This window comes from Staphylococcus sp. HMSC34C02, from assembly GCF_001838705.1.
Classification (GTDB): domain Bacteria; phylum Bacillota; class Bacilli; order Staphylococcales; family Staphylococcaceae; genus Staphylococcus; species Staphylococcus borealis.
The window spans coordinates 1-23655 of the sequence record NZ_KV838564.1; the positions used below are offsets into that span (position 1 = coordinate 1).

21 protein-coding genes and 2 pseudogenes are annotated in these 23655 nt (G+C 33.1%); 11 read left to right on the forward strand and 12 right to left on the reverse strand.

The window, feature by feature from the left end:
* Positions 1–179 precede the first annotated feature (179 nt).
* On the reverse strand, positions 180–1331 hold the full coding sequence (locus HMPREF3239_RS02420) for a glycosyltransferase family 4 protein (RefSeq protein WP_070854588.1): 1152 nt from the start codon (positions 1329–1331) through the stop codon (positions 180–182).
* A 308-nt stretch (positions 1332–1639) separates the two neighbouring features.
* Between HMPREF3239_RS02420 and mqo the strand changes: the two genes are divergently transcribed.
* Positions 1640–3118 carry a malate dehydrogenase (quinone) gene (gene mqo / locus HMPREF3239_RS02425; RefSeq protein WP_070854589.1) on the forward strand — a complete coding sequence of 493 codons (1479 nt, stop codon included), beginning with the start codon at positions 1640–1642 and terminating at the stop codon, positions 3116–3118.
* Positions 3119–3192: 74 nt separating this feature from the next.
* On the opposite strand, the gene HMPREF3239_RS02430 is transcribed toward mqo, so the two are convergent.
* The 4 genes and pseudogenes from HMPREF3239_RS02430 to HMPREF3239_RS02445 all read right to left on the reverse strand — a co-directional run bounded on the left by HMPREF3239_RS02430 (position 3193) and on the right by HMPREF3239_RS02445 (position 6249).
* A complete protein-coding gene (locus tag HMPREF3239_RS02430; protein WP_070854590.1) occupies positions 3193–3651 on the reverse strand; it encodes a DUF3021 domain-containing protein in 459 nt (152 codons plus the stop codon).
* The gene (locus tag HMPREF3239_RS02435) at positions 3648–4088 is read right to left on the reverse strand and encodes a LytTR family DNA-binding domain-containing protein (RefSeq protein WP_070854591.1); all 441 of its coding nucleotides are present in this window, start codon (positions 4086–4088) and stop codon (positions 3648–3650) included. Before HMPREF3239_RS02435 ends, HMPREF3239_RS02430 begins: the two co-directional genes overlap by 4 nt.
* 119 nt (positions 4089–4207) lie before the next feature.
* The gene (locus HMPREF3239_RS02440; RefSeq protein ID WP_070854592.1) at positions 4208–5581 is read right to left on the reverse strand and encodes a sensor histidine kinase; all 1374 of its coding nucleotides are present in this window, start codon (positions 5579–5581) and stop codon (positions 4208–4210) included.
* Positions 5574–6249 (reverse strand): annotated as a pseudogene (locus tag HMPREF3239_RS02445) (response regulator transcription factor). The gene HMPREF3239_RS02440 and the pseudogene HMPREF3239_RS02445 overlap by 8 nt, the downstream one beginning before the upstream one ends.
* Positions 6250–6384: 135 nt before the next feature.
* Between HMPREF3239_RS02445 and HMPREF3239_RS02450 the strand changes: the two are divergent.
* Both HMPREF3239_RS02450 and HMPREF3239_RS02455 read left to right on the forward strand, forming a co-directional pair.
* A complete protein-coding gene (locus tag HMPREF3239_RS02450; RefSeq protein WP_070854593.1) occupies positions 6385–7440 on the forward strand; it encodes an ABC transporter permease in 1056 nt (351 codons plus the stop codon).
* Positions 7440–8105: an ABC transporter ATP-binding protein gene (locus tag HMPREF3239_RS02455; RefSeq protein WP_070854594.1), complete on the forward strand. Its 666-nt coding sequence runs from the start codon at positions 7440–7442 to the stop codon at positions 8103–8105. Before HMPREF3239_RS02450 ends, HMPREF3239_RS02455 begins: the two co-directional genes overlap by 1 nt.
* A 172-nt stretch (positions 8106–8277) precedes the next feature.
* Here the strand turns inward: HMPREF3239_RS02455 and HMPREF3239_RS02460 are convergent, their stop codons facing one another.
* Positions 8278–9234, reverse strand: coding sequence for a YdcF family protein (locus HMPREF3239_RS02460; RefSeq protein WP_070854595.1), 957 nt, complete (start codon positions 9232–9234; stop codon positions 8278–8280).
* 163 nt (positions 9235–9397) lie between these two features.
* Here HMPREF3239_RS02460 and HMPREF3239_RS02465 point away from each other — a divergent pair.
* The 3 genes and pseudogenes from HMPREF3239_RS02465 (at position 9398) to HMPREF3239_RS02475 (ending at position 12778) form a co-directional block, all read left to right on the forward strand.
* Positions 9398–9848 (forward strand): annotated as a pseudogene (locus HMPREF3239_RS02465) (MarR family winged helix-turn-helix transcriptional regulator).
* A gap of 111 nt (positions 9849–9959) precedes the next feature.
* Positions 9960–11336: a membrane-associated protein TcaA gene (locus HMPREF3239_RS02470; protein WP_053028642.1), complete on the forward strand. Its 1377-nt coding sequence runs from the start codon at positions 9960–9962 to the stop codon at positions 11334–11336.
* Between the two features lie 233 nt (positions 11337–11569).
* The gene (locus tag HMPREF3239_RS02475; protein ID WP_070854596.1) at positions 11570–12778 is read left to right on the forward strand and encodes a putative multidrug effflux MFS transporter TcaB; all 1209 of its coding nucleotides are present in this window, start codon (positions 11570–11572) and stop codon (positions 12776–12778) included.
* Between the two features lie 78 nt (positions 12779–12856).
* On the opposite strand, the gene HMPREF3239_RS02480 is transcribed toward HMPREF3239_RS02475, so the two are convergent.
* Complete coding sequence (locus HMPREF3239_RS02480; protein ID WP_053028640.1) at positions 12857–13408, reverse strand: TetR/AcrR family transcriptional regulator; 552 nt, start codon at positions 13406–13408, stop codon at positions 12857–12859.
* 128 nt (positions 13409–13536) lie between these two features.
* On the opposite strand from HMPREF3239_RS02480, the gene HMPREF3239_RS02485 reads away from it, so the two are divergent.
* Both HMPREF3239_RS02485 and HMPREF3239_RS02490 read left to right on the forward strand, forming a co-directional pair.
* Entirely contained in the window at positions 13537–14184 is a 648-nt protein-coding gene (locus HMPREF3239_RS02485) for an HlyD family efflux transporter periplasmic adaptor subunit (protein ID WP_070854597.1), read from the forward strand.
* Positions 14185–14196: 12 nt separating this feature from the next.
* A complete protein-coding gene (locus HMPREF3239_RS02490) occupies positions 14197–16251 on the forward strand; it encodes a DHA2 family efflux MFS transporter permease subunit (protein ID WP_070854598.1) in 2055 nt (684 codons plus the stop codon).
* A 127-nt stretch (positions 16252–16378) separates the two neighbouring features.
* On the opposite strand, the gene HMPREF3239_RS02495 is transcribed toward HMPREF3239_RS02490, so the two are convergent.
* Positions 16379–17026, reverse strand: a complete 648-nt coding sequence (locus HMPREF3239_RS02495; RefSeq protein WP_070854599.1) for a hypothetical protein — start codon at positions 17024–17026, stop codon at positions 16379–16381.
* A 194-nt stretch (positions 17027–17220) separates the two neighbouring features.
* On the opposite strand from HMPREF3239_RS02495, the gene HMPREF3239_RS02500 reads away from it, so the two are divergent.
* Positions 17221–18120, forward strand: coding sequence for an alpha/beta hydrolase fold domain-containing protein (locus HMPREF3239_RS02500; protein WP_070854600.1), 900 nt, complete (start codon positions 17221–17223; stop codon positions 18118–18120).
* 271 nt (positions 18121–18391) lie between these two features.
* Here HMPREF3239_RS02500 and HMPREF3239_RS02505 read toward each other — a convergent pair whose 3' ends face one another.
* Together HMPREF3239_RS02505 and HMPREF3239_RS02510 are read right to left on the reverse strand one after the other, a co-directional pair.
* Complete coding sequence (locus tag HMPREF3239_RS02505) at positions 18392–18796, reverse strand: hypothetical protein (RefSeq protein ID WP_070854601.1); 405 nt, start codon at positions 18794–18796, stop codon at positions 18392–18394.
* A 3-nt stretch (positions 18797–18799) separates the two neighbouring features.
* Positions 18800–19276, reverse strand: a complete 477-nt coding sequence (locus tag HMPREF3239_RS02510; protein ID WP_070854602.1) for a thioesterase family protein — start codon at positions 19274–19276, stop codon at positions 18800–18802.
* A gap of 120 nt (positions 19277–19396) precedes the next feature.
* Here HMPREF3239_RS02510 and corA point away from each other — a divergent pair, with 120 nt between their 5' ends.
* Positions 19397–20344 carry a magnesium/cobalt transporter CorA gene (gene corA / locus HMPREF3239_RS02515; protein WP_053028633.1) on the forward strand — a complete coding sequence of 316 codons (948 nt, stop codon included), beginning with the start codon at positions 19397–19399 and terminating at the stop codon, positions 20342–20344.
* Between the two features lie 44 nt (positions 20345–20388).
* A complete protein-coding gene (gene fni / locus HMPREF3239_RS02520; RefSeq protein ID WP_070854603.1) occupies positions 20389–21438 on the forward strand; it encodes a type 2 isopentenyl-diphosphate Delta-isomerase in 1050 nt (349 codons plus the stop codon).
* Between the two features lie 88 nt (positions 21439–21526).
* Here the strand turns inward: fni and gltS are convergent, their stop codons facing one another.
* Together gltS and HMPREF3239_RS02530 are read right to left on the reverse strand one after the other, a co-directional pair.
* Complete coding sequence (gltS, locus tag HMPREF3239_RS02525; RefSeq protein ID WP_070854604.1) at positions 21527–22738, reverse strand: sodium/glutamate symporter; 1212 nt, start codon at positions 22736–22738, stop codon at positions 21527–21529.
* Between the two features lie 281 nt (positions 22739–23019).
* Positions 23020–23628: a DNA-3-methyladenine glycosylase gene (locus tag HMPREF3239_RS02530; protein ID WP_053028630.1), complete on the reverse strand. Its 609-nt coding sequence runs from the start codon at positions 23626–23628 to the stop codon at positions 23020–23022.
* Between the last annotated feature and the right edge of the window lie 27 nt (positions 23629–23655).

Here is a 23655-nt window from a genome sequence, read left to right on the forward strand (position 1 = left end):
AAATTCTACAAGCAAAGCAAGTTGGGGTTTGGGGGCCCAACACAAAAAATCACGAAAGTGATTTTACAGGCTAAGCAAGTTGGGGCCATTCATAGGGGACAGTTTCTAAAGTAGCGCTTATTTGGCTTTTCATTTCACTTAAGTTGAGATGCTTACCGAGGCGAAGTAGCGCTTTAAGTTTAAATACTATTTATAGCGGACATAAATGTTTCATAAACAGTGGTAGGTGTATAGTGTTTCAACGTAACATGTCCTTCATAAACCATCTGGTCGGCATCATCAATATGATTCATAGCGATGTCGATGTATTTTGCTAATGAACTAGCATCACCATAATGTGCTAAGTAACCATTAACCTGATGTGTGATGATACTTGCAGGCCCTAGTGTATCTTTAAAACTTATAACAATATTATCCTGCGCCATTGCTTCCAGTACAACCATACCAAACCCTTCATTTCTTGACGGTACGACGGTGATTTTACTTTTAGCTAATTTAGTATTAAGTTGTTGCGTTGCGGCATAAAGTGTAATTAAATCATTTAAATGATGTTGATCAATCAGTTGTTGCAAAGACTCGCGTTCTTGGCCATCTCCATATATTTCTACTTTAAAATTAAGGCGCTTAAGATCATCTTGAATTCGACGAATGCTTTCTATTAAAATATCAAAGCCTTTTTCAAATTCTAATCTACCCGCACTCATGATGATATTCTCTTTGTGAGTATCATTTTTAATTGGTCTGATGATATTAGGAATAGTATAAACAGGTGTGTTGATATGTTGCGCATAATTTAACTGATCTTGTTTCGTTAACGTTGTAATAAGATCTAATTTACGACACGCATCAAGTATATCTTGTTGATAGTGTTCTGGATATGCTTGTAAATTCATATGTTCCATTCCAATCGTCATCACATCATTAGGGTGATACTTTGATATTAAAATATTAAAACTCGCTCTAGTACCTACAAGCACATCAGTATCTACTTTTTTAATCGCTTTAATCATTTTATTTTCTACGTATTTTGAAAATTGATTTAATCCAGGTTCATGATGGTTTATTTTGATTGGTTTCAATAAGGAAGTATACTTATTAATACGATTCATAATGATTGCTTTAATGTTCTGAGGTTTTAAACGATAGTCGATTAGTGTTTTTATTTTTATATTGTTATTTATTTTAAAATAAGGTTCGTCTTGCGCACGAAAAACAGAAATAATTTCTACGTGATGCCCCTTGTCGGAAAGTGTATTAGCTAATTCAGAAACAGCTTTCGCAGTTCCGCCTAAAGCATAGACATTATGCATAAAAAATGTGAATGATTTCATAGTTACACCTCTAATGATTCATAATAGTGAATTATAGCATTTCTTATGTATGTCTAATAGTAATAGCATTATCATTCGAATCGACTATCGACCTTGCTTTATCTAATAAAAGATGAAAACTTTATGTAAACACTTTTTTCATGGGGGGATTATGTATATAATTAAACTAGTTCATAAAAAGTCGATTTTACGTATAGCGTAAAGTTAATATTAAAAATTTTAATAAATAAAGAAAGCGTTTTAATTTATTAAGCCAAGGTCAATATCCTATCGACTAAAGATGTGAAAAAAAGGGGGACTGTATTGTTATGAGTTCAGTACATAGCAAAACAGATGTCATCTTAATAGGTGGCGGTATAATGAGCGCAACACTCGGAACGTTATTAAAAGAATTATCTCCAGACAAAGAAATTAAAATATTTGAAAAATTAGAACAATCTGGTGAAGAAAGTTCAAATGTTTGGAACAATGCTGGGACAGGGCACTCTGCACTGTGTGAATTAAATTACACTAAAGAAGGTAAGGAAGGTTCCGTTGACATTACGAAAGCAATTAAAATCAACGAACAATTCCAAGTCTCTAAGCAGTTTTGGGCACATTTAGTTCGAACAGGTCAATTAGAGAACCCTGCTAACTTTATTCAATCTGTGCCGCATATGAGTTTTGTTAAAGGTATCTTTAATGTGAAATTTCTTAAAAACAGAGTCGCAGCATTAAAAGAAAATATTCTATTTGAAAAAATGGATATTACTGAAGATCGTGACAAAATTAAAGAATGGGTTCCGTTAATGGTTGAAGGAAGAACATCACATGTGCCTATAGCATTATCTCGTGATGAGAGTGGTACAGATGTAAACTTCGGTGCATTAACAAAGAAACTTATTTCTAATTTAAAGGATAGAAATGTAGAAGTATCTTATAAACAAGAAGTTGAAAATATTGAGAAACTTGATAATGGAAACTGGAAAGTGACAGTTAAAGATTTAAATTCTGGTCAAAGCAAGGCGTATGAATCAGAATTTGTATTTATTGGGGCTGGCGGTGCAAGTTTACCACTTCTACAAAAAACAGGTATTAAGCAATCAAAACATATCGGTGGTTTCCCAGTAAGTGGTTTATTCTTGCGTTGTACGAATAAAGACGTGATTGAAAAACATCATGCGAAAGTTTATGGTAAAGCAAGTGTCGGTGCACCACCAATGTCAGTGCCTCATTTAGATACGCGATTTGTAAACGGTGAACGTGCTTTATTATTTGGACCGTTTGCAGGATTTTCACCTAAATTCTTAAAAACAGGTTCAAATTTAGACTTAATACGTTCAGTAAAACCAAATAATGTATTAACGATGCTTTCAGCAGGTATCAAAGAAATGGATTTAACGAAGTACCTTATTTCACAACTTATGTTAAAGCATGAGGATCGTATGAATGATTTACGTGTATTTGTGCCTAATGCGAAAGATGAAGATTGGGAAGTTATTGTTGCAGGACAACGTGTACAAGTGATCAAAGATACCGAAGATAGCAAAGGAAACTTACAATTTGGTACAGAAGTTATCACATCGGATGATGGATCACTTGCTGCCTTATTAGGCGCTTCTCCAGGTGCATCTACTGCAGTAGATATTATGCTTGATTTATTACAACGTTGTTATGGTAATGAGTTTAAAAACTGGATTCCTAAGATTAAAGAAATGGTACCTTCATTCGGTCTTAAATTAACTGAACATGAAGACGTTTATCGTGCAGTAAATAAAGAAATTCAAAAATATTTAAATGTTAAATAATCGCACTAGTTTGTATATATAACACATTATTGGCTAGCTACTCTAATTCAATTCCATGAGTAACTAGCCAATTTTTATTTCTCCCTTTTATTTAGTTGTCGATTAATTTCTGTAACGTACTTTTTGTTTGTAAAGTAAGATTTAACCCAAATCATCAAATATATAATGATGAAATAAAATGTGAATATCAAAAAATTTGAAATTTTAATTGAAAACCATCCAGCTAAAATACCAATGGGCAGTAAACCAATATAGCTAAATATGAAATGTAATAGCGTAGCACGTGTGATACTCCAGTCTGTATGCGTAAAAATAAAACTTGTCAGATAAAAAAGCAAGCCAATTAATAACCATAATATTATAGATATAAGCATGACTGTTGGTTCAGTAAAATGAGCGTAATAAAATTTTCCTAAAGTAGATATAGGAGATAAAGGATAATATTCACCTTCGGCATGAATATAACTAAAAATGATAGATAGCGTTAGTCCAATTAACAAAGGGATACTTAGAAATTTGTATAATTTTGTCATAACGATAATCGCTCCTTTATCGATTTTAAATATCTTCTGGAGGAGTAAGTGAAATCGGCATCTTTCAAATACATTCTAATGAGCCCATTTGGTTCCATATGAAGTTTTTCAATTTTATCACTATTAACTATTTCAGATTTAGAAATTCTAATAAAAGAAGTAGGTAATTTAGCTTCTAATTCATACAATCGTTCTTTTATTTTGAATTGTTTCATACCTTTAATCGCCACAACCTGATTATGATACGTTCGAAAACTGATAATCGATTTAATGTCTAGTACATAGATTGCATCCTCATATTTACCATATATTTGAGTGGCACGATCTAAATCTTCAATACAAGATATAATTTGTTGAACATCTTCATCTAACGATGGTGCATGGATGGCAACAAGTTTTTCTTTTTCATCAGGTGATATATGCAGTCTCAATTTCATATTTTAACCTCCTCCATAATTTAATTTAATCATGTTAGGGTGCTTTTTATAGTAAAAAATAAGTATCCGGTCGTTCTCACTGTGTAAGTGGTTTAAATGATTATATAAATGGCATATATTTATAAGTTTGATGTCAGTCTAATCGTAAAGGTAGTACCTCGTTGTACGTCACTAGACACACTAATTTCGCCCTGGTGTAATTTAATAATTGATTGCGTAATGGCTAGACCTAAGCCATTACTATTATCTTGCTCGTTCAGTTTATAAAATCGCTCAAAAATATGTGGTTGAGTTTCTGATGGAATCGTATTTCCTTCATTATTGACACTAAATAAAATTGAATCATTATGCTCATGAGAAAGACTAACTTCAACTGTACCACCAATTGAAGCGTACTTAATCGCATTTTGAATAAGATTAGAGAATGCTTGGTGTAATAAACGACTATTTCCTTGGAAATAAACGTCACTTAAATCAGACAACAACATTAAATCTTTATTATCTAGTTCGAATTGCTCATGACGTATAATGTCTTTAATCATCGTAGTAATGTGTATATGATCATCAAAGCGTAAATGATTGGCATTATCTAATTCTGATAGGAGAAGTAATTCCTTTGTGAGATTACTTAATCGAGTTACTTCGTCGTGAATTTCATCAATGTATGTCTGCCTTTTTTCTTGCGTCGCTGTAAATTGTAATTCTGTAAGTAAACGTTGAATATGTGTTAATGGTGTTTTGATTTCATGTGAAACATTTTGAACGAAGTGTTGTCGCATATCATCGACTTGTTTTAATGCTTGACGCATAGCGTCGAATCGATATTGTAGTGTGCCGATTTCGTCATGACGACTTTGATAAATGGGTGTATCGAAATCCCCGTGTATTAAACGCTCTGTTGCTTGCTTTAGCGTTTTTATAGGTTTAATGATTGAATAAGTTGATGCAATAACTAGGGTGATTGAAATACTTAATAAACAAATTAATAACACTGAAAGGAAAGTACGAAACTCACTAAAGGTTTCGCCTATATCTGGACGCATAAACACGGCAAGCGGTTGATGATTTTGGGTAAAGCGGACGCCTACAGTATTATCTGTTTCATTATCAAAAAATCCAGTTACAAATAATTCGAATGGCTTATTTTTGATACCGTGATAGTCCTCGCCTTGTAGAACTTGGTTGATCGCGGCGTTTGAAATCGTGTCTTGGCGAAATGGTTCACCATAAAATGTTTTATGATGTGCACGATCTACAATCATAATTTGATAGTTCATATCGCCTAGGTGTTTGAAATAGGCTTGACTATCAGATTGATTTGAAGAGGCATGAAATTGTCGTGCTTCTTTTAAAGTACGCATTATCTTAGTATCATTATGTGCTTTTAAATTGAAATGGTAATATATATTAGCGAATAGAAAGCTTACTAAAGCACTAAATAGAATAACGGTAATTGTATAGATTGCAATACGTGTATAAAGAGATTTAAACATGGGTAATCACCTTGTATCCTTGTCCACGAACCGTTTGTATCTCAATCGTGGCATTTAATTGATTTAGACGATGACGTAGTCGTTTGATATGTACGTCTATCGTTCTTTCATCTCCCTCATAATCAAACCCCCAAATGCGCTCTATTAATGTGTTGCGCGTAAAAATATGTTTTGGCTGACCACATAATAAAAATAATAATTGAAACTCTTTAGTAGGTAAATTTACATTTTTGGATCCAACAATGACTTCCATATATTCTTGAATTAAAGTCACATTGCCTAATTTTATAATATCTTGAGAATTAATTTGATAACGTCTTAGCACAGCTTTAATTCTAAATAGTAATTCTTTCACTTCAAATGGTTTCGTAACGTAATCATCTGTTCCACTCACAAATGCACGTTCTTTATCGCTTAGCGCATCTCGTGCTGTTAGCATAATAACAGGTATGTCGTAGTCATTTTTTAGCACTTGGCACAGTTCAAATCCATCCATACCAGTCATCATAATATCGACAACAGCAATATCAACTTGGTTATTTGTAAGGTATTGTAATGCGTTTTCTCCACTGGCATGTGTAACGGTTTGAATTTGAGCCGCTTCGAGATGCTGAGAAACGTAATGTAATATTTTATAGTCCATCATCCACTATTAAACACTTCACCATCATTATTACTCCTTTAATTTATTTAACATGATTATATGAATAACTATATCAAAAAACAAATTCCATTAAAGTTCATATTCAGTTCATATTATGTCATTAAACTGTGTATTGAAATAGCAGTGGGAGGTAGTAAGTATGAATTTAGCATGGAAAGAAATAAAATTTTATAAATTTCGTTACACATTAATCATGTTAATCATCTTTTTATTAGGAAGTATGGTTCTATTTATTAGTGGATTAGCTCAAGGGTTAGCACGAGAAAATATATCATATTTAAACAATATGCCGGCAGAACATTATATTGTTGAAGATAATAAAGAGCCTAAGTTAGAAAGTTCACAGATGAACCAGTCTCAGAAAGATAAAATAGAAGATATCATTCATCAAGATGCCACACAAATAGGCACACAAACACTAAAAATCAATCAAGATGAGCAAGATGTTATTACATTTAATACACCAAAACATCTTAAGCCAAAACTTATAACTGGTAGCTATCCAACTCAACAAGATGAAATCGCTATAAGTGAAAAATTAACTGGTAATGATTTGAAAGTTGGAGATTACGTTTCATTTAAAGGGCATGACACGCGTTATAAAATAAGCGGGATAATGAACGAAACCATGTATTCCCATAGTTCAATGATATTAATGAATAAAGAAGCGTTTGAATCAATAAATAAGCAAGTATCAACATTCTACCCTGTTGAAAATATAAATAAAGATGACAAAGCGTCACTTAATCAAATAGACGGCATAAAAGTAGTGAACGAAAAGACGTTAACAGATAACATTGCTAGTTACCAGGCAGAGCAAATGCCACTTAATTTAATGATTATTAGCTTATTTGTTATTACAGCTATCGTATTAAGTGCATTCTTTTATGTGATGACGATTCAAAAGATCCCTCAAATAGGTATTCTAAAAGCTATTGGTATTAAGACCAAACATTTATTAACTGCACTTTTACTACAAATTGTTTTAACAACAATGGTTGGCGTTATTTTAGCATTTATTGTCATACTTATTTTGAATACGGTTATGCCAGTGACAATGCCATTTTATTTAAATTATAGTCAGGTATTATTAATGATTGCCGTATTTCTAATCGTAGGATTAATAGGTGCATTACTATCCTTTATAAAAGTACTAAGAGTAGATCCGATAGAGGCAATTGGAGGTATGGAATAATGACATTACAACTTAATCAAATTACTAAAACATTTGGTAGTGGAGATGCTCAAACAGAAGTGTTAAAAGGGATTAACTTTGAGGTCAATCAAGGCGAGTTTATTATTCTCAGTGGCGCATCTGGTTCAGGTAAATCAACACTTCTAAATATTTTAGGGGGATTATTAAGTCCTTCAAGTGGAGATATTTTATATAATGATAAGCAATTATTCTCTAATGATGTAAATCAAACCAGTCTAAGACTAAATGATATTGGATTTATCTTTCAATCATCGCATCTCGTACCTTATTTAACTGTGGAGGAACAATTAACGATTGTAGCTAAAGAAGCGGGAAGTAAACGTAAAGAGGCAAAAGAGAAAGCGCAGAGACTACTCAATGAAATAGGCTTGAGTCATCGTCTAGCTGTTTATCCACATTTGTTATCTGGAGGAGAAAAACAACGTGTGGCGATTATGAGGGCTTTTATGAATGAGCCTAAAATTATATTAGCGGATGAACCGACAGCAAGTTTAGATGCAGATAGAGCGACATCTGTTGTTCAAATGATTAAATCTCAAGTTCAAACCAAAGATATGATTGGTATTATGATCACGCATGATAAAAGATTATTTGAATATGCAGATAGAGTGATTAAAATAGAAGATGGTAAAATAGAGTTGTAAAAAGTACAAATATTGAAGTAGTTAATCATTGTAAAAAGTAAATCGTATAATAATAGTTAGATAAGAAGCGAGCACGACTAACATATGTCATTAAACGATGTTGCAAGCATAACTAATTGGGAGTTGGATGATGAATTCGTATAGAATTCTATCCAACTCCCATCTTTATGGTTTAAAATAAGATATAAATTGATGCAAAAAATAAAATTGCAAAGTAAATGGTTAAGAGTAGTTTATATTGATACATAAGCGCTAAGAAATCTCTAATTAATGCTATATTAAAGAAATGATAGGGTGTATGACTTCCGATACCATCGACTTTCATTTGATTTATTTGTGCAAATCTCATGCCACGTAAAATATGAAATTGGCTTGTGACACAAAGTATACTAGGACGATGTTTATATAGATTACGTATGATTCTTTTAGAATAATAAAAGTTTTCAAAGGTGTTGGTTGATTGATCCTCTAGGATAATATTAGACTCAGGAACCCCGTGGTCAATTAAATAATGTTTCATCGCCAATGCTTCAGATATTGGTTCATCAGGCCCTTGGCCACCGCTCACAAGCACGTTGCATGTCCTTTTTTGTTGATGATAAACGCTTAATGCACGATTTAATCTATCAGCTAACATCGGTGTAACGTTCTTTGTGAATATACCAGCACCCAATACCATAATTAACGCGTATTGATTTTGCGTGGTTATACGACCTAAAGCCGAAGACCAAGCCATATAGAGTAAGAATGCATAACATGTGCTTATAGCAATCATCGTAAGCCATAGGAAGATGCCATTGATGATTGGAATGGGCATCGTGCTAAGGTATGCAAGAATCGCCGTGAATAGTACACCTAATATGAAATGTTTCATCATTTTATTTAAAAATGTTTTTCCTTTTTTAAATGTAAAAAGATGATAATGTTTCAGTAGTAAACCAAGCGTAGTAATAATCATAAGTAGTATGAGTGTAGTAGGTAATGTCATTGTTAATACATTTATGACGGTAATCATCATGCACAATATGACAGTTATTATAAATGTTGTTAAATTTAAAAGTTGTGTAACATTGAATAATACACCTACTACAATACATAACACAATGAGAGCTAAAATAATTGCGAACATAGGAAGTACCTCGAATTTCTTTATATATATAAATGTAATCGAACCACTTACCATTTAGCAACTATTAACCACGGAATGAGGTTTTCAAGAGAATTGTTTATTGATATGATTTAACAGAGTATGTATAAACGTAATGGATGACTAATTAACAAGGAGTAAAGCAATGAGCAGAATTTCTAGAAACCACATCGAATTTATGAAACAATTCATCGATGATACCAATACTTTAACCGCCAAGCTATTAAAAGATCAACAAAGTAAGTATGGCATTTCAATGGAACAATCCAATGTACTCAGATTACTAAGCCATCATCATGCATTATCAATTACAGAAATAACGGAGAGTTAATAAAGCAGCGGTGAGTAGACGTATCAAGAAACTCATTGACAGTGGCTTCGTAGCATTACAAAAATCTAATACCAATATTGATCAACGCCTGAAATATGTTGTTTTAACAGACAAAGGTCGTCAATATACTGAAGAAAATAATGAGATTGTTAGTGACATTGTCAGTGATATGGTGGCAGACTTATCAAGTAAAGATATTGAGAAAGCGTTAAGTGTATTATATATAATAGATGAAAGAGTAAAAAAATTTAATTCAAAAGTTTAAATTAGTATGAAGCTTTAGACCGATTATTATATAATAGATATCATATTCTTAACTTGAACGTACAATATCAATCGTTAAATTTAATATAGTAGTGGGGAAGTTGGTGACTAAATGAGTACATGTCCGAAATGTGGACAGAAAATTGACAATAATAGCCTGAATAAGTGTCCTAATTGTGGGAAGAAATATAAAAAATCAGACAGCAAAGACAAGCAAATCCATACCCCTCAAACCAACACATCAAATATTAAGATTAGAAAGTTTATTCCTTGGGCAATTGTTGCATTTATTGTTATATTGCTCGTCATTGTATTTTTATTGGTAAGGAATTATAACACGCCTGACGCGCAAACTAAAATTTTAGTTAATGCTATTGATAATAATGATTCACAAAAGGTCGCAACGTTATTAAGTTCTAAAAATTCTCATATCGATTCGGATGAAGCGAGCGTCTATATTGACTACATTAGAAGTGAAGTCGGTATGAAAAAATTTGCACATGATATTAGATCAACTGTTGAAACATTAAATAAAAGTGATTCCAAAGAGGCAATTAATTTAAAAACACGTGCAGGGAATAATTACTTACGTGTGAGTAAAAACGGAACTCGATTACTCATATTTGATAATATGAGTTACACCGCACCAACAAAACAAGCGATTGTTAAACCTAAGCTTGATACGAAATATGAGTTCAAAGATGGCGGTAAAAAGAAAACTGTTATTGCTGATGCCAATAAAACAACGTCACTTGGTAGATATATTCCAGGCATATATTCTATTGATGCTAAAAAGGAAACAGAGTATGGCACATTTAGCGGTCAGCTTAAATTTGATTTTAGATATGGTAAAGGAAACACAGTTGAAGTAAATGAAAATTTCAATGAGGCACTATTAACCGTAAAATTAAAAGGAAAAAGTGACTTAGATAAAAATTCACTAAAAGTTGAAATTAATGATAAACAAATGAAATACAGTCGATCTAGAGAGTATGGACCGTATCCTCAAACGAAAGATGTGACCGTATCTGCCTTAGGAAAGGCTAAAGGAAAAACATTCCGTACAGAGACTAAAACAATTAAAGCAAGAGACTTAGGTAATATTAATAGTGCAGTATTAGAGTTTGATGATGAAGAGATTAGTGATTATATTGAAGAAAAAGAAGCCGAAGAAAATAGCTTGAAAACAAAATTGAGTCATTTCTTTAACAATTATTCTTTAACACTAAATAGCGCTATTTCTCAAGGTAACTTTAATTTAGTAAGCACATTTTTAAAAGATAAATCCAGCATCTATAAAATGATAGAAAATAATTTAAATCATTCAGCTGCTTTCATAAATCCTCAAATTATTAGTGCCAGTCAACAAGGTAACACGATTAACACTAAAGTGCAGCATCTGAATAGTAATGGTCAATATGAAATTACGGATTATGAATTAACTGAGGATCATCATACCGGGAATCTTCAACTCGTTGATTCAAAATAAATTGAACGATACCAAGTGTCACTGACTAAACTGAGAAAATGCTTCAATCAAGCTTTTCTCAGTTTTAATCATACTTGCATGCGGGGATTACTAAAAAGCATGTCATTAAGAAATGCTATAAGCAACGCAAGCTGGGGTGGGACAACGAATTGAATAAATCATTCCGTCCTACGCCCGCTCGTTCTTTTTTTAATACATAGAAAATATGAAACCTACAAAGGTGGGATACGTTAATGGATATAGAGCAAAACCAAAGAAAACATTCACCCTTATTTATTATTATATTAGGTGCTTTAACTGCCATAGGTGCCTTATCGATAGATATGTTTTTACCAGGACTACCTGAATTAAAGAATGATTTTAATACGACGACAGCTAATGCACAACTTACACTATCGTTATTTATGATAGGTTTAGGATTAGGTAACTTATTTGTAGGTCCTATATCTGATAGTATGGGACGTAAGAAACCATTAGTTATTTCTATGGTTGTATTCGCTTTAGCAAGTTTGGGTATAGTATTCGTTGAGAATATTTGGGTTATGGTATTTCTAAGATTTGTTCAAGGATTTACAGGTGGTGCTGGCGCGGTTATATCAAGAGCCGTTGCGAGTGACATGTATCGTGGGAACGAACTGACGAAGTTTTTAGCGTTACTCATGCTTGTTAATGGTGTCGCACCTGTAATAGCACCGGCTTTAGGAGGATTAATCTTAAGTTTTGCTGTTTGGCGAATGGTATTTGTCATTTTAACGATATTTGGTGTGTTAATGGTACTAGGCTCAGTATTTAAAGTCCCTGAATCTTTATCAGTAGCCCAGCGTGATAGTAGTGGAGTTAAAGTCATTTTTACTAATTTTAAAAGTTTACTTACAACACCTCGATTTGTGTTACCAATGTTAATACAAGGTGTTACATTTATTATGTTATTTAGTTATATATCAGCGTCGCCATTTTTAGTTCAAAAAATATATGGTGTTTCACCATTACATTTCAGTTGGATGTTTGCTGGCATAGGCATTACACTCATCATTGCAAGTCAAATTGCAGGTAAACTGGTAGACTATTTTCATCCACAAGCATTGTTACGTGCATTTACAGCTGTTCAAATTTTAGGCGTCGTTATCGTGTCACTAACATTGTTGAATCACTGGCATTTTGCATTATTAGTTATAGGGTTTATTGTATTAGTTGCCCCAGTAACCGGTGTAGCAACTTTAGGATTTTCAATTGCAATGGAAGAGCGTACGACTGGAAGCGGAAGCGCATCAAGTTTGTTAGGGTTATTGCAATCGTTATTAGGCGGACTTGTCACACCGCTTGTTAATTTAAAAGGTGAATATAATAGTATGCCGTACATTATTATAATTAGCCTCACAGCTATTTTACTTATCCTTTTACAATTATTAAATGTTAAAGTGTTTAAACATGATAAAGCATAAACAAAGTAGCCAATAAATGAAAGGTTCATTCATTTATTGGCTACTTTGTTTGATATTGACTTTTAAACTTCAATATGACTATCTTTGAACTTTTAACGTGTTAGCAAGTAACGCACTTGCGACTTCATCAGGACTTTCTTGACACCCTAATCGTAACCAATTTAATATTACACCGATTTGCCCACTCATTGTGTATGTAATAAAGAAGGGGACATTTTGAATGGTTGTATGATTTTCTCCTAAAATGTTTGTGTAATATTGTTTCGTAATCTCAATATATTCCATTACTAATGCTTTGTTTGGATGAGAAATAAAAATGGCATGGTAAAATGCTTTCTTTCTATAAATATATTTTAAAATAATATGAAAGAATTTATAAACTTTCTCAGGGTTCTTTTTAATGTTATCGAAGTTAAAAGAAAATGCGTTTAGTAGATGTTCATATTTATTTAAATGATAATTTTGAATTTTAGATAGCAAATCATATTTATCTTGAAAGTGATCATAGAAAGTTGAGCGATTGACATTACTATTTGCACAAATCATCTTGATGGATATATCTTCAATGGGATGAATTTCTAATAAATCGATTAAGCTTTTGATTATTTTATATTTAGCATTTTGTTTCATCGTGTCACCTAATTTATCTATAACTTCACATAGCCGACAATTTAGCGATAATTGTTGGTGTTATTTTTATGTATATGTCTTTATAATATTAAAAGTGATTTTGAAAAGCAAATAGGAGGAAATGTTCAATGAAAAAAATGGTGTTAATTAATATCATCACTATCGTTGTTCTTGTTGTAGTCGGTATCGTAGGTTTCTACTTATATCATAATGCTACAAGTTATGTAACAACTGATAATGCCAAAGTTGATGGAAATCAAATTCAAATCTCTAGTCCAACTTCAGGTCAAATTAAATCTCTTGATGCAAAACAAGGGGACAAACTTAAAAAAGGTGACAAAGTAGCAGAAGTGAGTGGTCAAAGCCAAAGCGGTGAGTCACAAACTATGGATATCAAAATGCCACAAAACGGTACAATCGTTAAAACAAGTGGTATGGAAGGTTCAGTTGCACAAGCAGGTTCACCAATTGCTTATGCTTACAATTTAGATGATTTATATATTACAGCAAATATTGACGAAAAAGATGTTAGCAGTGTAGAAAAAGGCGACAAAGTTGATGTAACTATTGACGGTCAAGATTCTGATATTGACGGTAAAGTTGAAGAAGTAGGCCAAGCGACTGCAGCTAGCTTCTCATTAATGCCATCATCTAACACTGACGGTAACTACACTAAAGTATCACAAGTAGTACCAGTTAAAATTTCTTTAGATTCTGCACCATCTAAAAATGTTGTTCCTGGAATGAACGCTGAAGTTAAAATTCATAAAAACTAAGGGGGTCATAGAATGACAACGACCTTCATTGTTGGATATATTGTTTTAGCGGTCATTTTAGTTGGTTTAGTTAACGTTCTTGTGTTGAAATCACGCAAGAAACGTAAGAACCAAACTAAGGGACAACACGTAAATGAAGAATCTAAAAGTCAAAGTAATCCATCTAAATTTAAAATCAGTGACTTAGACCGAGATCAAGCGTCAAAACGTACGCAAGATGCTCACCATGATGATCATCAATTTCGTCACTTAAACACAGAAGATCGACACATTGAAAATGATAAACGCAAAGATCATTTCGAGAATGAACAAGATCAACAAGATCATGCCTCAGAGCAAATACATCCTGAGCAAAAGCAAGCATCACATTCCTTACATTATTCTGATGATGCTACTGAGGATGATAAACAAGATGATGATGTAAATAATCAACATCTACCAAAAGATTCAATTTATGAACCGATTAATCCCGCTTCTCAAGAAGGACGCGTCAACGAACGCATCAAAAAACAAAAAGAAGATTTTGTGTTTGGAAAAGGGATTACAAGAAATAAAATTTTAGCTGCAATGTTGTTTGGTATGTTTATTGCCATCTTAAACCAAACATTACTTAACGTTGCATTGCCTAAAATCAATACAGAATTCAATATTTCGGCATCAACTGGACAATGGTTGATGACAGGTTTCATGTTAGTTAATGGTATTTTAATCCCGATTAGTGCATTCTTATTTAATAAATATTCGTATCGTAAGTTATTTATTATTGCACTTTTATTATTCACGATTGGGTCTTTAGTCTGTGCACTTTCGAATAACTTCCCAATGATGATGGGTGGACGTGTACTTCAAGCCATTGGTGCTGGTGTATTAATGCCATTAGGTTCTAACGTCATCGTTACAATCTTCCCACCAGAAAAACGTGGGGTTGCAATGGGAACAATGGGTATAGCAATGATATTGGCACCAGCAATTGGACCTACGTTATCAGGTTATATCGTACAAAACTATCATTGGAATGTTATGTTCTATGGTATGTTCTTCCTAGGTATTGCAGCAATGATTTTTGGTTACTTCTGGTTCAGACTGTACCAAAAAACAACAAATCCAAGAGCCGACTATCAAGGTATTGTTTATAGTACGATTGGATTTGGTGCATTATTATATGGTTTCAGTGAAGCCGGAAATAAAGGCTGGGGTTCAACTGAAATTGTAATTATGTTTATTATTGGTGTAATATTTATTGTTGCATTCGTTATTCGTGAATTAACAATGAGAGCACCAATGTTAAACCTTGAAGTGTTGAAATCATCAACATTTACACTTACAACTATTATTAATATGGTTGTAATGATGAGTTTATTCGGTGGTATGATTTTATTACCAATTTACTTACAAAACTTACGTGGCTTCTCAGCACTAGATTCAGGATTATTATTACTTCCTGGTTCGTTAGTAATGGGTATCTTAGGCCCAATTACTGGTAAGCTACTTGATACAATCGGTTTAAAACCATTAGCATTATTTGGTATAGCAGTAATGACTTATGGAACATGGGAACTTACAAAATTAAATATGGATACATCATATCTTCATATTATGAGTATTTATGTTATTCGATCATTTGGTATGGCATTCGTTATGATGCCACTTATGACAGCAGCGATTAACGCACTGCCACCAAGACTAATCTCTCACGGTAATGCATTCCTTAATACAATGAGACAATTAGCAGGTTCAATTGGTACGGCGATTCTTGTTACTGTTATGACAACGCAAACAACAAATCATGTTGGTGCGTTTGCAGATGAATTAGATAAAACAAACCCTGTGATTCAAGATCATGTACGTCAAATGGCGGCACAATATGGCGGTCAATCTGAAGCATTACAAGCTATCTTGAAATATGTTAACCAGCTTGCATATATCGAAGGCATTAACGATGCATTCTGGATTGCGACTGGATTAGCTTTCTTAGCATTTGTTTTAAGTTTATTCTTAAAAGGCAAAAAAGGCGCTGATGCAGAACATGAAAGAATGATGCATGCGGAAAGTAAAAAATTTAAATAAAATGATGTTGGGGGACATTATTTTTAAAGTATCGGTACACTTTGATAAGTGTGATCGATACTTTTTTTATTACAACAATAAAAGCCATTGTGACTTGAGTTTAACGTCGACAATGGCATAAGAGAGATTATTTAATAGTGTAATGATTTGTTTTACGATTTCTAAAAAAGAAACTAATTATTAATAAGGCTAAACTACATACTAATAAAATAAGCGCATTATGAATGGCGTCAGCTTCATTAATAATTTGGTTTGCTGAAACATTCAAAGAAAAACTTTGTAATTTATCTGCAATACGTTGACCAATTACTTGTATGGCATAACCAAAATAGATGGACATTATGAGCATAATAGAAATAATAATAAAATTAAAAATCTTTAGTAAAGTTCGATTAAAGATTATCGTTAAAGCAGTGATGATCAAACTTACAATTGCTAAAATAAAAAATACATTAAATACTAATACAAGGCGATTAGCTATGTCTTCTAAATTGGTTAATTGACTTAAATTAATGTTAAGTGCGCCTATTTGTGTAACCGTATTTTGAAAATCTTTGATTTGAGCATAACTGATAGGTTGGTTGGCAAAGGCTAAATTGAAGATAGGCTGTTTATACATACTATAACCAGTGATAGCTACTAATACGAAAATAATCATTTGAATCATCAAACTCACCCAAGATCTTCTTTTTCGATTGTGACGATGAGAACGAGGATAATATTGATTATGAATAGGTGGTCTATCATCATATTGGATTGTTTTTCTTTCTGACACTTTTCTAACTCCTTTACTATAATTCATTGTTTTCTAAGTTTGACTAATTTATACTGAATTTAATGTGCAAATAACAATATTATATTAAATAATTAATCGAGAATTTTTAGAACATAATTTCAATTATATCGTTTTTTGAGCTTAATGTAATAACGTTTAAGTAATTTATTATTAATTAAGGAAGGTAGAATTTTATGAGATCACACATGGTTAATCGAATCATCAATCGATACTTACTGCACAACCGCTCAATATTGTTTGATAATGATTCGGATTTTGATACGTTTATGGACAAGAGAAAAGACATTAATCAAGCTAAACATAAACAACCTTCAAGTTTAAATGTTAAGTCTAATTTAGATAAGTTGTCACTCGATGAGATGCAAGTATTTAGATTCAACTTCCGCCATGAAACAAAAAAGAAAATACTTTATATTCATGGTGGTTATAATACACTACAACCCTCTCCATTTCATTGGAGATTTATGGATAAACTTACGCTAAGTACATTGTATGAAGTCGTACTACCTATTTATCCTAAAACGCCAGAACACCATATTGATGACACATTTAAAGCGATAGATGCTGTGTATCAGTCTTTATTAGAAGAAGTAGATGCAAAACACATTGTCATTATGGGCGATGGTACAGGAGGCGCTTTAGCTTTAAGTTACGTTCAACAACTTATAGCTAAAAAGCAACCACTACCTAATAAAGTATATCTATTGTCGCCAATGTTAGATGCGACGCTAACTAACCCAGAAATTACTGAGGACTTAATGAATAAAGATCGATTCGTAAATAGAGATGGTTTACATCGCATATTCAATGTATGGACGCAAGGGGAAGCCTTGGCTAATCCATTAATTTCACCTATTTATGGACAACTTCAAGATTTACCACCAGTTGTGCTATTTGGTGGTGGCAGAGAAATTTATTATCCAGATATGAAACGTTTTGTCTATAATATGGAGGGCAATGGCCAATCTGTTCAATTCTTTGAATATCCTAAAATGTTCCATGATTTCCCATTATTTCCTATACATGAATCTCACAAAGTAATTAAACAAATCGCTAAAACGATTGACGTATAATGGGTATTAAATTGAATAACGTTTAGCGTTTGAAATCCTCAACATCATATGGGCAACGTAGCAAATGCGTCGTAATCGACTGAATTAATAAGGCAAGCGAATTCAGTATGCGTTTGCACTGGTATGCTTTGCATGCGGGGCTCCAGCAAAGAGCGTTTCACCAAGCAATTTTACAAACAAAGCAGAATGGGAGTGGACGACGAATTTAAAAAGAATGTTGTCCTATGCGCGCCTCTATTTCTATATCATAAATTATTCGTATCTATGTGCATTAATACTGTTTAAGCAAGTGCTGTACTTGAGTCGTGATTTGTTTTTGGCCTAAGTGATGATAATGGTTATCTATCACTTGGGCTAAATCTGTTTGTGATGCCAGTTGTTGTTCCGATAATGCATTTAAATTTGAAGTAGCATCCGTGAATTCATTGATATAACGATGCACAACATGTTGTAAGTGTTGATCATCAATTTCCGCTTCAGTGATATTTCGTAGAGCTTCAATCGCTTGTTTTTGTCCTTGATGATAACTTATATTAAATGCTCTTTTCAGTAATTCTTGACTTGGACCGTTCATAAATAATTGTTTTGTCGTATTGAGTGCGATTAAATCTACTTTTAAATCATCGTTTAAATCATATAATAATTCTAATAGTTGATTGCGGAATGTTCGTCCCATGTTTTAGTTCTCCTTTTTAGGTATGCCAATTTGATGACCCAATTGTTTAGGCCAATCGATCGTACCTTGCTGTTGATAATAACGCGCAATATTTTGGTGATAGTCGGTTGGAAACGGTGCTGATTTGCGTTTGTTAGTATCAATCCCCATCATAATGACTTCGTTCGTTGCAGCTAACTCATCCTTATTGTTATAAAGCATTAAAAAGAAATGCACACGTTTATAGTCATAGTCATAAATATAAACTTCGATTCGATAAGTGGAATCAAGGGACAACTCTACAAGATACGTCGTATGTTCTTCTAATGTAAACATTGTGTAATGAAGGATTTCGCGTTCTTCTAAAGAAAGTCCATGTGTGTAATTAAATTCGTTTACAGCTGCACTAAATGCTTTATTATATTCTGAATCATGCATATGATTGTTATGATCAATTTGAGATGCATGTACAACATTGTTAATAACTAATGGATTGCTCATCTTATCAGACCTCACTCATATATGGATGCTTCTATTTTACTAAATAAAATTAACACATACACATGATTTAATTCATGGTAGAATGAAAGACGTATGGTCATGCAGGAGGTAAATGTAACGATGACAATGACGATTCGATATCAAACTAAAAATCAATCACTTACACAAGTTGACAGTGTTGACGATATTCCTGAAGCAGCAACAATTGTTTGGTTCGATTTTGAAAATGCAACACAAGCAGAGAATGATTACTTAGTCAGTCAATTTGAATTTAACTATCTAGAGTTAGAGGATGCAATTACTGGTGTACCACGTGTAAAATATAAATCCTATGAATCATATCAATATTTAGTCTTTCATAGCATGTACAGAGATGATTTTTCTCCAATCTCTTTGAATGTATTTCTAAATGAGAAAGTATTGGTTACGTATCATCATAAACATTTCGAATCATTAAATGAAGTGGCAAAGATGAACGCACATCACCATGATCCTGACTTAGATTGTGCAGATATAGTGATACATATATTAGATATGATGGTAGATAAATATTTTGAGTTCGTATATACAATTGAAGATAAAACGTATAACTTTGAAGACGCGCATGTAGATGACACTCAAAGTAAAAAGATTATGGATAATGTCTTTCAAATTAAATCCGATTTAATCAAGATTAAGAGGGTATTGTTCCCTATGCAAGAATTGGTAAATACCATTAAAACAGAAGGTAATTTAATTGTAGATAGTAAGCATTCAATGTATATTCAACATATCGACGACCATCTTATTAAACAGAATAATATCATCAGAACATCACAAGAGATGGCTAATGAAATAAGAGAGAACTTCGAATCTTATTCATCATTTAGAATGAACAGTATTATGCAAGTACTTACGTTAGTGTCAGTTATTTTCTCTCCTTTAACATTTATTGCAGGTGTATATGGCATGAATTTCGAGTACATGCCAGAACTTAAATGGCACTATAGTTATCCTATTTGTATGGTGGTCATGTTAATTATAGCTATCGCATTGATTATCTTTTTCAAAAGAAAAAAATGGTTCTAATATAATTTGAAATTTTATTATTTAAAGTAAAGGTAGGTACAAAGATGAGTGATTTTCAAAGAGAACAGAGGAAAAATGAACATGTCGAAATAGCAATGGCTCAAAGTGATGCACCGCAATCAGACTTTGATCGAATGCGATTTGTACATCATTCCATCCCTAGTATTAATGTAAATGATGTGGACTTAACAAGTCACACGACGGATTTTGATATGACGTATCCAGTTTATATTAATGCGATGACTGGTGGTAGTGAATGGACGAAACAAATTAATGAGAAACTTGCAATCGTGGCTCGAGAAACTGGATTAGCGATGGCAGTAGGGTCAACACATGCTGCGTTAAGAAATCCTAAAATGGCTGAATCGTTTAGTATTGCACGTCAAACCAACCCAGAAGGTACTATTTTTAGTAATGTTGGTGCAGATGTTCCTGTAGATAAAGCAGTTGAAGCGGTGAAATTATTGGATGCTCAAGCGCTACAAATACATGTTAATGCACCGCAAGAACTCGTTATGCCTGAAGGAAATCGAGAATTTTCAACATGGTTAGATAATGTAGCCTCTATCGTTCAACGTGTAGATGTGCCGGTCATTATTAAAGAAGTTGGCTTCGGCATGAGTAAAGAATTATACAAAGACTTAATTGATGTAGGTGTGACTTATGTTGATGTAAGTGGTAAAGGTGGAACGAACTTTGTCACAATCGAAAATGAACGTCGCACAAACAAAGATATGGACTATCTTGCAAATTGGGGACAGTCAACCGTTGAGTCTTTACTAGAAAGTTCGGCTTATCAAGATTCACTCAATGTCTTTGCTAGTGGTGGTGTACGAACACCATTAGATGTCGTTAAGAGTTTGGCTTTAGGTGCGAAAGCAGTAGGGATGTCTCGACCATTTTTAAACCAAGTTGAAAATGGCGGCATTACGACAACGATTGAATATGTTGAATCATTTATTGCACATACGAAATCAATAATGACGATGTTAGATGCAAGAGATATTAGCGAATTAAAACAAAGTAAGTTAGTATTCGATCAGAAGTTAATGTCATGGATAGACCAACGTGGTTTAGACATTCATCGAGGATAATCTAAAATAATTAATATCAGATAATACAAAAAAGCAAGTTGAGCGTACAAATGCTCAACTTGCTTTTTAGATAGTGTAAACATCAATTTTAATTTCCAAAAATATTCATAAAGCCCATGACGATTGGTACGCCAGCTAGGTCAATTAAGAAGGCGCCAACAATTGGCACGACTAAATAGGATTTAGGTGAACTACCATATTTCTTAGTGATAACATCTAGGTTCGCCATTGCATTTGGTGTGGCACCTAAACCATGACCAATAAAACCACCGGCCATGACTGCAGCATCATAGTCCTTACCAAGCACTCTAAATAAAATAAAGAATGCAAATAACGAAATAAATACCACTTGGACTAAGACGATGGCGATAAGTGGTAATGCGAGAGAATATACTTGCGTAAGTTGAATACTCATCAATGCTAATGATAAGAATAATCCTAATGCCACATCACCAATTTGGTCATTGAGTTTTAAATCAATGAGTTGTAGGTTCGCATATTCTGATATGTTACGAATTGCTACGGCTACAAACATAGAACCGACATACATAGGTAAACTTTGACCAGTTAAATTTGAAAATTGATCGCCTATCCAAGTTCCTACAGACATACATACTGCAATAATGGTTAATTGAATAAAGAATACTTGCGTTGGTTCGTATTTGCCGTGCAGGACTTCATTTGATTCAACTTTACTATAATCTTTAAACGTATCGTCACTATTTTCTAGTTTTAAATTATAGCGTTTAATGAGTGCTTTTACTAAAGGTCCACCCACTAATCCGCCAAATACTAAACCTAAAGTTGCTGCAGCAAGTGCTGCTGTAACAGCTGAATCGATATTAAAACTTTCTTCTAATGTTTTACCATAAGCGGCAGCATTACCATGCCCACCTTCCATTGACATTGAACCTGCAGTTAAACCTAATAATGGTTTAATATGTAATACTTTAGCTAATGAGATACCAATGAAGTTTTGGCATATTGCTAGAAACGCACAGCATACAAAATATAATATTAATACTTTTCCACCAATTTTAAATAATTTGAATGATGCACCTAAGCCAATGGTAGTAAAGAACACCATCATGAAGAAATCTTGAATAAAGCTAGCATCTAATTTAATTTGAATAATATTGAATGTATCTAAGATCGCAACTAGAATTGCAAATAATAAGCCTCCTATTACGGGAGGTGGTATACAAATTCTTTGTAAAAATGAAACGTGTTTGACGATAAATTCACCTAATAAAAATAACAGACAGGCGAGACATAATGTTGTGACTGCATCTAATTCCATTTTTATAGCCCCCTTAAGAAACGATTTAAAAAATAAATAGCACTTGATGTAAGCGCTATAAATCCCCATATATAACATTATACATATAAAAAATATAGATTTCTAGGATAGTAATTATGATTTTGTATAATAAGAACTTTTAATAAGTTTAAAAAAGTATAAAAAAATAATCCTAATATTAATTTTTAAAGTGATTACAATTAATATTATTTTGTAAAAATGCTCTAGAATCTGACGTACAAGTCACATTTCTAGAGCAAAATAATGCGTATTAGCTTTATTTATTTCCAAGTTTCATCGGGGTTGGAACAGTCTGATTTACGCATATGAGAAACGAAAGGGTTGCCTTTGACGGTGTATCGTAACGGTTTAGTTGTCCAATCGCCTTTATTGGGTATGCCAATTCGAGCACTTTCCACAATGTCTCTTGGGTATTTACGATGTTTCGTATCTATAGATAAACGACAATCATTCAATGTGGCACCATCAATTGCCCTAGGGATATTAAAGGCCTTTGTCCATTTACCCGGACCATTCGTTAAGTCATATCCTGATTTATTACGATTCTGCTTCATCGCTTCAATGCCGTCTAAAGGTTCAATAGCACGAATCAATACACCTTCAGGGACACCTTCATTTCGTGTTACGAAGTTTATCAATAAGTGCGTATGCATCACATGTCCATAAATGGTACCACCTTTTTTGTATAGTGACGTTACTTTCGGTGTTTGTCTCCCGCCAAACCCGTGAGCAGCACGATCTGAAAATCCTAAATAAGCCTCAGTTTCGACTATATAGCCACTATACATTTGAAATTCGTCCTGATAGATGACTTTGACACCGAGTAACGCTTTAGCAGTTTCTATCGTCGGTTTTGATACAAAATCCACAAATTCACCTTCTTCTTGTAATAATAA